This window comes from Kitasatospora sp. NPDC050543 (assembly GCF_044457565.1).
Classification (GTDB): Bacteria; Actinomycetota; Actinomycetes; order Streptomycetales; family Streptomycetaceae; genus Kitasatospora.
On sequence record NZ_JBITGZ010000025.1, the window covers coordinates 1 to 12,526 of the forward strand.

Annotated in this window: 9 protein-coding genes; 1 reads left to right on the top strand and 8 read right to left on the bottom strand. The window is 71.3% G+C overall.

All coding sequences use genetic code 11. From position 1 onward, the window contains the following. Positions 1-191: 191 nt before the first annotated feature. The 8 genes from ACIBH3_RS26230 to ACIBH3_RS26265 all read right to left on the bottom strand — a co-directional run bounded on the left by ACIBH3_RS26230 (position 192) and on the right by ACIBH3_RS26265 (position 10,126). Complete coding sequence (locus ACIBH3_RS26230) at positions 192-1,715, bottom strand: CoA-acylating methylmalonate-semialdehyde dehydrogenase (RefSeq protein ID WP_396314534.1); 1,524 nt, start codon at positions 1,713-1,715, stop codon at positions 192-194. A 167-nt stretch (positions 1,716-1,882) separates the two neighbouring features. After that, the gene (locus ACIBH3_RS26235; protein ID WP_396314535.1) at positions 1,883-2,743 is read right to left on the bottom strand and encodes a nucleotidyl transferase AbiEii/AbiGii toxin family protein; all 861 of its coding nucleotides are present in this window, start codon (positions 2,741-2,743) and stop codon (positions 1,883-1,885) included. Positions 2,744-2,900: 157 nt separating this feature from the next. Next, the gene (locus tag ACIBH3_RS26240; RefSeq protein WP_396314536.1) at positions 2,901-4,295 is read right to left on the bottom strand and encodes an NAD(P)/FAD-dependent oxidoreductase; all 1,395 of its coding nucleotides are present in this window, start codon (positions 4,293-4,295) and stop codon (positions 2,901-2,903) included. A gap of 117 nt (positions 4,296-4,412) precedes the next feature. After that, positions 4,413-5,216: an ABC transporter permease gene (locus tag ACIBH3_RS26245; RefSeq protein ID WP_396314537.1), complete on the bottom strand. Its 804-nt coding sequence runs from the start codon at positions 5,214-5,216 to the stop codon at positions 4,413-4,415. After that, positions 5,216-6,139, bottom strand: coding sequence for an ABC transporter permease (locus ACIBH3_RS26250; protein WP_396314538.1), 924 nt, complete (start codon positions 6,137-6,139; stop codon positions 5,216-5,218). The genes ACIBH3_RS26245 and ACIBH3_RS26250 overlap by 1 nt, the downstream gene beginning before the upstream one ends. After that, the gene (locus tag ACIBH3_RS26255; protein ID WP_396314539.1) at positions 6,136-7,278 is read right to left on the bottom strand and encodes an ABC transporter ATP-binding protein; all 1,143 of its coding nucleotides are present in this window, start codon (positions 7,276-7,278) and stop codon (positions 6,136-6,138) included. The genes ACIBH3_RS26250 and ACIBH3_RS26255 overlap by 4 nt, the downstream gene beginning before the upstream one ends. Before the next feature lie 30 nt (positions 7,279-7,308). After that, complete coding sequence (locus ACIBH3_RS26260) at positions 7,309-8,562, bottom strand: spermidine/putrescine ABC transporter substrate-binding protein (RefSeq protein ID WP_396314540.1); 1,254 nt, start codon at positions 8,560-8,562, stop codon at positions 7,309-7,311. Positions 8,563-8,608: 46 nt separating this feature from the next. Continuing rightward, positions 8,609-10,126, bottom strand: a complete 1,518-nt coding sequence (locus tag ACIBH3_RS26265) for a gamma-aminobutyraldehyde dehydrogenase (RefSeq protein WP_396314541.1) — start codon at positions 10,124-10,126, stop codon at positions 8,609-8,611. 563 nt (positions 10,127-10,689) lie between these two features. On the opposite strand from ACIBH3_RS26265, the gene ACIBH3_RS26270 reads away from it, so the two are divergent. Further along, on the top strand, positions 10,690-12,357 hold the full coding sequence (locus ACIBH3_RS26270; RefSeq protein WP_396314542.1) for a PucR family transcriptional regulator: 1,668 nt from the start codon (positions 10,690-10,692) through the stop codon (positions 12,355-12,357). Positions 12,358-12,526 lie beyond the last annotated feature (169 nt).

Consider the following 12,526-nt stretch of genomic DNA (forward strand, 5'->3'; position numbering starts at 1 on the left):
TTGGCCGCCCCGGGACCGTCCGCGCAAGACTGCGTGTCCGGTGCTCCCTGCCGAGCGACTAGGGAACACTACGCCGATCCGGGCCCGGAGGCAAACGGGCCTGCCGGCCGCACGTTGCGTGCGGTCGGCAGGCCCGTCGGGCGAAGCGGTGACGACCGTGGGCGCCGACGTACGTCGGCTCCGAGGGGACGTCAGCTGTTGGTCGGGAAGCCCAGGTTGATCCCGCCGTGCGAGGGGTCCAGCCAGCGCTGGGTGACGGCCTTGCCGCGGGTGAAGAACTGCACGCCGTCGGGGCCGTACGCGTGGGTGTCGCCGAACAGCGAGGACTTCCAGCCGCCGAAGGAGTAGTAGGCGACCGGCACCGGGATCGGCACGTTGATGCCGACCATGCCGACCTCCACCTCGTGCTGGAAGCGCCGCGCGGCACCACCGTCGTTGGTGAAGATCGCCGTGCCGTTGCCGTACGGGTTCGCGTTGATCAGCGCCAGGCCCTCGTCGTACGAGGCCACGCGGACCACCGAGAGGATCGGGCCGAAGATCTCGTCGTTGTAGACGGACATGCCGGGCTTCACGTGGTCGAAGAGCGTCGGGCCGAGCCAGAAGCCGTCGGTGGTCGGTGCCCCGTTGGCGTCCTCGGCGGCGATCGGGTGCTTTCGTCCGTCGACGGTCAGCTCCGCGCCGTCGGCCACACCGGACTCGACGTAGGAAGTGACCTTGTCGCGGTGCTGGCCGGTGACCAGCGGCCCCATCTCCGACTCGCCGTTGCAGCCCGGGCCGACCTTGAGGGTGGCCATCCGCTGCTTGATCTTCTCGACCAGCTCGTCACCGATCGGGTCGACCGCGACCAGGACCGACACCGCCATGCAGCGCTCGCCTGCCGCGCCGAAACCGGCGTTGATGGCGGCGTCGGCGCTGAGGTCGAGGTCGGCGTCGGGCAGGACCAGCATGTGGTTCTTGGCGCCGCCCAGCGCCTGCACCCGCTTGCCGTACCGGGTACCGGTCTCGTAGACGTAGCGGGCGATCGGGGTGGATCCGACGAAGCTGACGGACTTGATGTCCGGGTGCTCCAGCAGCCGGTCGACCGCCGCCTTGTCACCGTGCACGACGTTGAAGACGCCGTCCGGCAGGCCGGCCTCCTTCCACAGCTCGGCGAGGAAGTTGGCGGCGGACGGGTCCTTCTCCGACGGCTTGACCACGACGGTGTTGCCGGCCGCGATGGCGATCGGGAAGAACCACATCGGCACCATGGCCGGGAAGTTGAACGGCGAGATGATGGCGACGGGGCCGAGCGGCTGGCGGATCGAGTAGACGTCGACGCCGGTGGACGCCTGCTCGGTGAAGCCGCCCTTGAGCAGCTGCGGGATGCCGCACGCGTACTCGACGACCTCCTGCCCCCGGGCGAGCTCGCCGAGCGCGTCCGAGTGCACCTTGCCGTGCTCGGAGACGATGATCGCGGCCAGCTCGTCCTTGCGGGCGTTGAGCAGCTCGCGGAAGTTGAAGAGCACCGTCGTCCGCCGGGCGACGGAGGCGTTGCGCCAGTCGGCGAAGGCCGAGGCGGCGGCCGCGACCGCCTGGTCGACCTCGGCGATCCCGGCGAAGTCGACGTGGCCAGCGACCTGGCCGGTGGCCGGGTCGAAGATCTCGCCGCGACGGGGCGCGGAGCCGGCGGTGGCGACGGACGTACCGCCGATCCAGTGGGTGATGTGCTTGCTCAAGGTCGTCTGCCTCCGAAGTCCCGGGCGGGCATTACTGCCGCCGGTCCCTTGTACGGCGCCACCCGGGCCGGGCGACGGGATCACGGAGCTACCGCGCTCACTGCCCAGTCTGCTGCCCTGCCCGCCCCGTCTCAACGAACAGGCTGACGGGGATCCGGGATTCAGCCTTACAGGTCGTCGGAGGTGTACTCCGGATAGTCGCCCTCCAGATAGGGGTCGTGCAGACCGTCCGGGCGCTCCTGGGTCTCCAGCAGGTCGAGTCTGAGGTCCTGCGCCCACTCCAGTGCCCAGCGTCTGAGCTCCGCGATCTGCTCCGCGTCGAGGTCGCGAGCCCGGTAGCGTCCGTCCGCCGCCTCCGCCAGGATGTCCAGCCGGTCGGCCAGCACCGCGGGCTGGAACTCGGCGTCGAGGGCGGTGGCCAGGGCGAGCAGTTCACCCGGACGGAAGCACGCCGTCAGCGCGTGCACGTCGACGAGGTCCCGTGGCATGCCGCGGTCCGCCAGCAGCAAGGTGGTGAGCGCGGCGGCGTCGTCCAGGGCGACGACGGGCACCTCGGCACCGGTCCCGTCCGCGCTGCCGGGCCGGTCGGATTCGAAGCCGCCTGACAGGTCGGTCGTCTCGGCCGCCTCGGACACGTCGGTGCCGTACCTGCCGTGCGCGCGCAGTGGCAGCCGCACGGGCTGGTGGGCCAACGGCTCCTTGCGCAGGTACACCAGGTGGCGCCCGCCGCCCCAGGGCAGCTGGACGGAGAGCTGCTCCGCCCGCGGGGTGCCGGGGCGGTCAGTCACCTCGCAGTCGGCCGCCCGGTACGCGCGTGCCAGCTCGGCCGCCGCGCCGGGCAGGTCGGTGGTGCCGCTCATGACCAGCGTCAGGCTCTCGGGCGGGCAGGCCGCCAGACCGTGGGCGCGCAGGGCGCCGCCGCCCGCGAGCGCCAGGCCGAAACGGTCGCAGACCGGTAGCGCGATCTCGATGAAGTGGGCGAGATCGGGTTGGAGGGCCGGGGTGGACGCGGCCGGGACGGGTGTCACCGTTCCAGTCTCGCGCGCGCCCGCCACCCGGCAAGCGCTCGGCGGGTGCAGGCCGCCGGTACGCGGGCGGCGGAGTGCACCTGGGCAGGCGTCGGGGGCGCGCCCGTGCGGGTCGCGCCCCCGAGGCCGGTCCGACGGCGGCGGATGACCGGAGGTGTCAGCTGTCGAAGCCGAGCCCGAGCCGGTCCATCGCGCGCAGCCACAGGTTGCGGTGGCCGCCGTTGCGGTCGGAGCGGTCCAGCGACCACTTGGTGATCTCGATCCCGGCCCAGCGCACCGGCTCGGGCGGGAAGGGCAGCGGCTTGCTGCGCACCATCTCCAGCGAGGTCCGTTCGGTGCGCTCCCCGGCCAGCAGGTCGAGCATCACCTCGGCGCCGAAGCGGGTCGCGCCGACGCCGAGGCCGGTGAAGCCGGCCGCGTAGGCGACGCGACCGCGGTACGCGGTGTCGAAGAACGCGGAGAACCGGGTGCAGGTGTCGATGGCGCCGCCCCAGGCGTGGCTGAAGCGGACGCCCTCCAGCTGGGGGAAGCAGCGCAAGAAGTTCCCGGCGAGCGTACGGAAGGTCTCCGGACGCTGGTCGTACTCACCCCGTACCCGGCCGCCGTAGTGGTACACGGCGTCGTAGCCGCCCCAGAGGATGCGGTTGTCGGCCGAGAGCCGGAAGTAGTGGAACTGGTTGGCGCTGTCGCCAAGGCCCTGGCGGCCGCTCCAGCCGATCGAGGCGAGCTGGGCGTCGGTGAGCGGTTCGGTCATCAGCGCGTAGTCGTAGACCGGCACCACGTACGGGCGGACCCGCTTGACCAGCGACGGGAACACGTTGGTGCCGAGGGCTACACGGCGGGCGAAGACCCGGCCGTAGGGGGTGCGGACGGCCATGCCGCTGCCGTACTCGCCCAGCTCGGTGGCCCTGGTCCGTTCGAAGATCCGCACGCCCTGGGCGAGGCAGGCGGCCTTCAGGCCCCAGGCGAGTTTGGCGGGGTGGACCATCGCTACACCGTCCCGGTCCCAGATGCCGCCGAGGAAGGTGGGCGAGTTGACCTGGGCGCGCAGCTCGTCCGCGTCGAGCACGGTGACGTCCAGGCCGTACCGGGCGACGGCTTCGGCGACCTCGTGCAGTTCCTCCAGCTGGTGCGGCTGGGTGGCGACGTCGATCTCGCCGGTGCGCTCCCACTCGCAGTCGATGCCGTAGCGCTTGACGGTGTCCTCGATGGCCTGCAGGTTGGCCGCGCCCTGGCGCTCCAGCTCGGCGAGTTCGGCGGGCCAGCGTTGCAGGCCGTTGCCGAAGCCGTGGGTGAGGCTGGCGGCGCAGAAGCCGCCGTTGCGTCCGGAGGCGGCCCAGCCGACCTCGTGGCCCTCGACCAGGACGACGTCGAGTCCGGGGTCGCGTTCCTTGGCGATGAGCGCCGTCCACAGGCCGCTGTAGCCACCGCCGACGACCAGCAGGTCGCAGGTGGTGTCGCCGACCAGGGCGGACAGCGCCTCGGGCCGGCCCGGGTCCTCCAGCCAGAAGGGGGTGGGCCTGGCATCACTGAGCGCGCGGGCGGAGTCCATGCACTATCAGCCACTTTCTGAGCGTTGATGGTGATTTGAGGGTACGCCGGGTGGACCGTTCGATCGGGCCGTTCGAACCGTGGCCCGTTCAGGCGGTTCGCTTCAGGTCGCGCCCCTTCAGGCGGTGGCCCGGCGGCGGTTGCCGAGCCACTGGCCGACGACGGTGAGGACGACGGCCGCGAGGAACATCGCCGTGCCGATGACGTTCACCTGGACGGGTATGCCCCGCTGCGAGGCGCCCCAGACGAACATCGGGAACGTCACCGTGGTGGGCCCGGAGTTGAACTGGGTGATGATGAAGTCGTCGAAGGAGAGCGCGAAGCTGAGCAGCGCGCCGGCCGCGATGCCGGGAGCGGCGAGCGGCAGGGTGACCCGGAGGAAGGTCTGGACGGGAGTCGCGTAGAGGTCCTGCGCGGCCTGTTCGAGCCGCGGGTCCATGCTCATCACCCGGGCCTTGACCGCCGTGACCACGAAGCTCAGGCAGAACATGATGTGGGCGATCAGGATGGTGGTGAACCCGAAGGGGATGCGCATGTTGAGGAACAGGGTGCCGAGCGAGGCGGCCATCACGACCTCGGGCATCGCCATCGGCAGGAAGATCATCGCGGTGGTCGCGGAGCGGCCGCGGAAGCGGTAGCGGGCCAGTGCGAAGGCGACCATGGTGCCGAGCACCGTCGCGCCGAGCGTGGCGAGCACCGCGACCTGGAGGCTGAGCGAGAGCGACTGGCACATGTCGGCGACGCCGCAGGGGTTGGTCCAGGCCTCCGTGGAGAACTCGGACCACTCGTAGTTGAACCTGCCCGCCGGCTTGTTGAAGGAGAAGGCGAGCACGACCAGGTTGGGCAGCACCAGGTAGGCGAGGGCCAGGATGCCCGCCAGGACCACCAGGTGTGCGCGGATCCACTTCACTGCACGTGTCATCAGACCAGTTCCTCCGTCCCGGCCTTGCGCATGTAGACCGTCACCATCCCCAGGATCAGGGCCATCAGGATGAAGCTGAGCGCCGCGGCCGTGGGGTAGGCGAGGACGTTCAGGAACTGCTTCTGGATGCCGTTGCCGACCATCTGTTCGCTCGGCGAGCCCAGCAGCTGCGCGTTGATGTAGTCGCCGGAGGCCGGAATGAAGGTGAGCAGCGTGCCCGCGACGACGCCCGGCAGCGAGATCGGGAAGGTGACCTTGCGGAAGGTGGTGAACGGGCGGGCGTACAGGTCGCCGGCCGCCTCGTGCAGGCGCGGGTCGATCCGCTCCAGCGAGGTGTACAGCGGGAGGATCATGAACGGCAGGAAGTTGTAGGTCAGGCCGCAGACCACGGCGAGCGGTGTGGCCAGCACCCGGTCGCCGGAGGTGAGGCCGATCGCATTGGTGACGTCCAGGATGTGCAAGCTGCCGAGCGCACCGACCACCGGGCCGCCGTCCGAGAGGATGGTCTTCCAGGCCAGGGTGCGGATCAGGAAGCTGGTGAAGAACGGCGCGATCACCAGGATCAGGATGACGTTGCGCCAGCGCTTGCTCGCCTTGAAGGCGATCGTGTACGCGAGCGGGTAGCCGATGGCGAGACAGAGCAGGGTGGCGATGGCCGCGTAGGAGAACGAGCGGACGAAGTGCCAGCGGTACTCGACCAGGGCGTCCCAGTAGGTGGCGAAGTGCCAGGTGACCTTGAAGCCCTGCTCCAGCGAGCCGGTCTGCAGCGAGGTCGAGGCCTGGTAGACCATCGGCACCGCGAAGAAGATCACCAGCCAGGCGAGGCCGGGGAGCAGCAGCCAGTACGGGGTCAGCCTGCGGCGGCGCTTGGCCGGTGCCAGGGGGATCACCTGAGGCGCGGCGGCCTCGGTGGTGGTGGTCATGCCGCCTCCTCCCCGGTGCCGGCGTCGATCGCCTGGGCGGCGTCGAGGCAGAAGGAGTGGGCCGGGTTCCAGTGCAGGACGACCGGGTCGCCGGGGGCGAGGCGGATGTCGCGGTCCATGTTCTGCTCGAAGACGGCTATCTCCTGGCCGGCCTCGGAGCGGACCACGTACTGGGTGGAGACCCCGATGAAGCTGGAGTCGACCACGGTGCCGGCGAGGCGGTTGCGGCCCTCGGCGACGGCCTCGCCCGCCCGGGTGACGGTGATCTTCTCGGGGCGGATGCCGAGGTAGACCTTCTTGGCGTCGGTCGAGCAGCGCGCCTTGGGCACCGCGAGCCGCACGCCGGAGGCGGTGAGCAGCAGGTCGCCGCCCTCGGCGCCGGTGACCTGGGCGGGGATCAGGTTGGACTGGCCGAGGAAGTTGGCCACGAAGGTGGTGCCGGGGTTCTCGTACAGGTCGGCCGGGGCGCCGAGCTGCTCGACCCGGCCGCCGTTCATCACCGCGATGGTGTCGGCCATCGTCATGGCCTCCTCCTGGTCGTGGGTGACGTGGACGAAGGTGATGCCGACCTCGGTCTGGATGCGCTTGAGTTCCAGCTGCATCTGGCGGCGGAGCTTGAGGTCGAGGGCGCCGAGCGGCTCGTCGAGCAGCAGCACCTGGGGGTGGTTGATCAGTGCGCGGGCGACGGCGACGCGCTGCTGCTGGCCGCCGGAGAGCTGGTGCGGCTTGCGGCGGGCGTACTGGCCGAGCTCGACCAGTTCCAGCATGTCCTCGACCTGCTTGCGGACGTCCTTCTTGCCGCGCCGGCGCAGGCCGAAGGCGATGTTCTCGAAGATGTCGAGGTGCGGGAAGAGCGCGTAGCTCTGGAAGACGGTGTTCACCGGGCGCCGGTACGGGGGCAGGTCGGTGACGTCGTGGCCGCCGATCAGGACGGTGCCGCTGGTGGGCTCCTCCAGACCGGCGATCATCCGCAGGGTGGTGGTCTTGCCGCAGCCGGACGCGCCGAGCAGGGCGAAGAAGGATCCCTGGGGGACGGTCAGGTCGAGCGGGTGGACGGCGGTGAAGGCGCCGTAGGTCTTGCCTATGCCGGTGAGCTTGACGTCGCCGCCCGTGGCCGGGCCGCTCAGCTGGTCTGTCATCGTGTCCTCTGTCTGCTGCCGTTAGGGGGGTCAGGCGCCGATCAGCTTGGAGAACTTCGCTTCGAAGTCGCTCTCCTCGGCCTCGGTCAGGGTCCGGAAGACGTGGGACTTGGCCGCCATCTCGGGGGTGGGGACGACCAGGGGGTTGGCGGCGACGTCCGGGGCGAGGGTGGCGAGTTCGGCCTGCATGCCGGCGACGGCGGAGACGTAGCCGATGCCTGCCACCAACTGGGCCGCGATCTTGGGCTGGTAGTAGAAGTCGATCAGGTGCTCGGCGTTGGTCTTGTGCTGCGCCTTCGCCGGAACCAGCATGTTGTCCGTGGAGGAGATGAAGCCCTTCTCCGGTATGACGAACTCGATGTCGGGGTTGTCGGCCTTGAGCTGGATGAGGTCGCCGCCCCAGGCGACGGCGGCCGCGATGTCCCCGGAGGAGAGTTCCTGGCCGTAGTCGTTGCCGGTGAACTTGCGGATCTGCTTGCTGTCGACGGCCTTCTGCAGGCGGGCGATGGCCGCGTCGTAGTCGTCGGCGGTGAACTTGGCCGGGTCCTTGTCCATGTCCAGCAGGGTGATGCCGATGCTGTCGCGCATCTCGGACAGGAAGGTCACCCGGCCCTTGAGATCGGGGTCGTCGAGCAGCTGGCTGACGCTGGTGACGGGCTTCCCCTTGGTGGCCTTGGTGTTGTAGGCGATCACGACCTGGATGCCGGCCCACGGGTAGCTGTAGAGGCGGCCGGGGTCCCAGTCGGGCGCGCGGAAGCGGGAGTCGATGTTGGTGATCGCGGTGGTGACGTTGGCCGGGTTGAGCTTCTGCGCCCAGCCGAGCCGGATCAGCCGGGCGGCCATCCAGTCGGTCAGCACCATCACGTCGCGGCCGGTGTCCTGGCCGGCGGCCAGCTGGGGCTTGACCTTGCCGAAGAACTCGACGTTGTCGTTGACGTCCTCGGTGTACCTGACCTTGATGCCGGTGGCCTCGGTGAAGGCGTCGAGGGTGCCGTGCTTCTGCTCGTCGTTCTCGTCCACGTCGATGTACAGCGGCCAGTTGGAGAAGTTCACCTCCTTCTCGCTCGCCGAGTGGTCCTCTGCCGCGTTGGCGACCGAGTCACCGGTGCCGGTGGTCCGTGCGGCCGGGATCCCGCAGGCGGCGAGGGTGCCCGCACCGGCGGTGAGGGCGGCGGCGCGCAGCATCGTACGGCGGCTGAGAGCGGCGCGGCCGCTGGTCAGGCTGCGTTGCCAGGCCTTGCGGACGGGCTCTGACATGCCGTCGCTGATCTCGTGGAACTCCATGCGGGGACACCCTCCTGGGGGGAAGAGGCGGGGAGACGGCGGGGGTTCATCTGTCTCCGAAGACCGTGCGGTGCCAGTCCTTGCGGGCGACCGCGGTGGTGTCGAACATGACGTGCTTGACCTGCGTGTACTCGTCCAGGGAGTACTGCGACATGTCCTTGCCGTAACCGGAGGACTTGTAGCCGCCGTGGGGCATCTCGCTGATGATCGGGATGTGGTCGTTGACCCAGACGCAGCCCGCGGCGATCTCGCGGGTGGCGCGCAGCGAGCGGTGGATGTCGCGGGTCCAGGCGGAGGCGGCCAGGCCGTAGGGGGTGTCGTTGGCCAGCCGCAGGCCCTCCTCGTCGCTGTCGAAGGGGAGGGCGACCAGGACGGGGCCGAAGATCTCGCCCTGGACGACCTCGCTGTCCTGGGCGACGCCGGTGATCAGGGTGGGTCGGTAGTAGGCGCCGAGGCTGAGGTCGGTGCCGTCGTGGCCGGTGGCCGGGGCCTGGCCACCGGCGGCGATGGTGGCGCCGTAGCCGCGGGCGCGCTCGACGAAGCCGGCCACCCGGTCCCGGTGGGTGTAGGAGACGAGCGGGCCGAGGTCGGTCTGCGGGTTGAGCGGGTCGCCGAGGCGGACGGCGTCGAACAGTTCGGCGACGCCCGCGACGAAGGCGTCGTACAGCGGGCGCTGGACGTAGGCGCGGGTGGCCGCGGTGCAGTCCTGGCCACTGTTGATCAGGGAGGCGGCGACGGCGCCGTGCACGGCGGCGTCGAGGTCGGCGTCGTCGAAGACCACGAAGGGGGCCTTGCCGCCGAGTTCGAGGTGGGTGCGCTTGACGGTGGCGGTGGCGAGTTCGGCGACCCGCTTGCCGACCGGCGTGGAGCCGGTGAAGGAGACCATCGCGACGTCCGGGTGGGAGACCAGGCGCTCGCCGGCGTCCCGGCCGGCTCCGGTGACGATGTTGACGACGCCGTCGGGGATGCCCGCCTCGGTGCAGGCCCGGGCGAACATCAGCGAGGTCAGCGGGGTGAGCTCGGCGGGCTTGAGGACGATGGTGTTGCCGGCCGCGATGGCCGGGAGGATCTTCCAGGCGGCCATCTGCAGCGGGTAGTTCCACGGGGAGATGGAGCCGACCACACCGATCGCCTCCCGCCGGACGTAGGAGGTGTGGTCCCCGGAGTACTCGCCGGCCGCCTTGCCCTCCAGGCTGCGGGCGGCGCCGGCGAAGAAGGCGGTGTTGTCGACGGTGCCCGGCACGTCGAACTCGGTGGAGAGCTTGATCGGCTTGCCGGTCTGCGCGGTCTCCACCCGGGCCAGCTCCTGCGCGTTGTCCGCGAGGACCGCCGAGAGGCGCAGCAGGGCCTCGGCGCGGGCGCCGGGGGTGGCGCCCGACCACTCGGGCAGTGCGGCCCTGGCGGCGGCGACGGCCGCGTCGACGTCGGCGCCGGTGGCCAGGACGACCTGCTGGACGACGCTGCCGTCGGCCGGGTTGACGACCTGGAAGGGCTCACCGCCGGTGCCGTGGGTCTGCCGGCCGGCGATGTACTGTGCGCCCGCGCTGAAGTCGGTCAGGTCCATCTGGTTCCTCCATGTGCCCGTGGTTCGGCTGCTGCCGTGACGTGCTGCACCCGCTGCCGTCATGCTGCACGCGTAGGTCGGCGCGTTCCCGTACCGACGGCGGTGCGACTGGTCGAGTCGCCGCCTCGCTGGCCGAGAGGAATCCGGCCCGGTTGGTCACCGGGTTGCCGATCACCGGGTTTGCGCGATCCTGGCAGCCGCACGTTGCCCTCACAAGGGATTCCGCTGTTGCGTTCAGGTTTCGCGGCGGATTTCGCCGGTGCTGTCCACGCCTCGCGACTGCCGACCCGCTGACCATGCCCGCTGGCCCGGGGAGCTCACAAGAAGCACTCCGCCAGGCTCGACGGGAAGGGCCTTACAAGGTGGAAGGGTTCGCGATGGGCGACAGGTCGTCGCGGCGATGGATGATTTACCTGACACAGTGCGACACGGTGCCCCGAGCGACACGATGGCCCGCCCCGCACACCGCCGCCCCGACCGGCCTCGCGCCCGGGCGGACCTGGCGCCGGGCGGACACCGTGCCCGACCCGGCACCGTGCCCGACCCGACCCCGGAGGACCGGCGTGCTCCCCACCGTGGCCCGCGTACTCGACCTTGAGGTGATGCGGCGCGGCCTGCCGCAGGTGGTGGCAGGCGCCTCACACCTGGAACGGCCCGTCCGCTGGGTCCACGTCAGCGAGCTGCCGGACGTCGCCGGCATGCTCCAGGGCGGCGAGCTGGTGCTGACCACCGGCATCGCGCTGCCCGAGGACCGCGAGGGCCTGGCCCGGTACGTCCGGGAGCTGGACGAGGTCGGGGTCGCCGGGCTGGTGATCGAGTTCGGGCGGCGCTACTTCGACAGCCTGCCGCGCGCCCTGGTGCACGCGGCCGAGCAGCGCGGGCTGCCGCTGATCGTGCTCCGCCGTGAGCTGCGCTTCGTCGCGGTGACGGAGGCGGTGCACGCCCTCGTGGTGAACGCCCAGCTGGAGCGGCTGCGCAGCTCGGAGGCGGTGCACCAGGTGTTCAACGAGCTGGCGGTGGAGGGCGCCGAGCCGGCCGAGGTGGTCCGCCAGGTGGCGCTGATGGCCGGAGCCCCGGTGGTCCTGGAGAACCTCGCCCATCAGGTGCTGGCGCACGAGCCGGCCGGGCGCCCGGAGGCGGAGCTGCTGGAGGGCTGGGAGCGCCGCTCGCGCGGTGTCCGCCCCCCCGGCCGCACCGGGCACGACCCGCGCAGCGGCTGGCTCGTGACGGCGGTCGGCGCGCGCGGCCAGGACTGGGGGCGCCTGGTGCTGGTCGAGGAGCCGGGGCCGCTGCCGGAGGAGACCGCGCACCCGCACGCGATGCTGCTGGAGCGTGGCGCGGCCACGCTGGCGCTGAACCGGCTGGTGGTCCGCGACCGGGAGAGCCTGGAGCGCCAGACCCACCGGACCCTGCTCTCCGGCATCCTCACCCACGCGCTGACGGTCTCCGAGGTCGCGCTGCGGGCGCAGGCGCTCGGCGTGCCGCTGGAGGGCCGACGACTGGTCGGGGTGGTGCTGCGTCAGCGGCGTGGCCCGAGCCCGGCCGCGCTGGAGGCCCAGGCCCGGCTGCGGGACTTCACCGAGCTGGCGGCCGCGGCCGTCCGCAGCTGCCGGCTGCCGGCGCTGGTCGGCGCGCTGGACGACGAGGGCGTGGGAGTCCTGATCGCGCTCGGCTCGCAGCAGGACGAGCACGCCGCGCTGGACGGCTTCGCCGCGGCGCTGCGCAGGCTGGCCGCCGACACCAACCGGGAGGCGGCGGGCCCGGCCCCGCAGCAGGTGTTCCAGCCGGTGGTCGCGGTCGGCTCCTCGGTCGGCTCGGTCCGTGACGCCCGGCGCACACTGCTGGAGGCCACCCAGGTCGCGGACGCCGCGCTGCACGACGCACCGGGCGGCCGGGCGGCCGCGTACTACCGGCTGCCGGACGTGCGGCTGCGCGGTCTGCTGCACCTGCTGCGGGACGACGCCCGGCTGCAGACGTACGTCGAGCGCGAGCTGGGCCCACTGCTGGCGTACGACGCGGAGCACGGGAGCCAGCTGGTGCAGATGCTGCGGATCTACCTGGAGCAGGGCCGCAACAAGTCGGCGGCGGCGGATGCGGCGCACCTGTCGCGGCCCTCGTTCTACGACCGGCTGCACAAGGTGGAGCGGATCCTCGCCGTCGACCTCGACCAGGTGGAGTCCTGCCTGTCGCTGCACGTCGCGCTGCTGGCACTGGACGCCGTCCGCCGGTGAACGCCCTGACGCGGTAACGGCGGTGACGGCGGTAATGGCGGGTGACGGGGTGAAAGCGGTGAACTCCGGCGGGCCCGGGGCGCCGAAGCACCCCGGGCCCGGTGGCATCGAGCCTGCACGGCGGCACACCCTCGCCGACCCGCAGACCCGCCGACCCACCCGCGGCCGG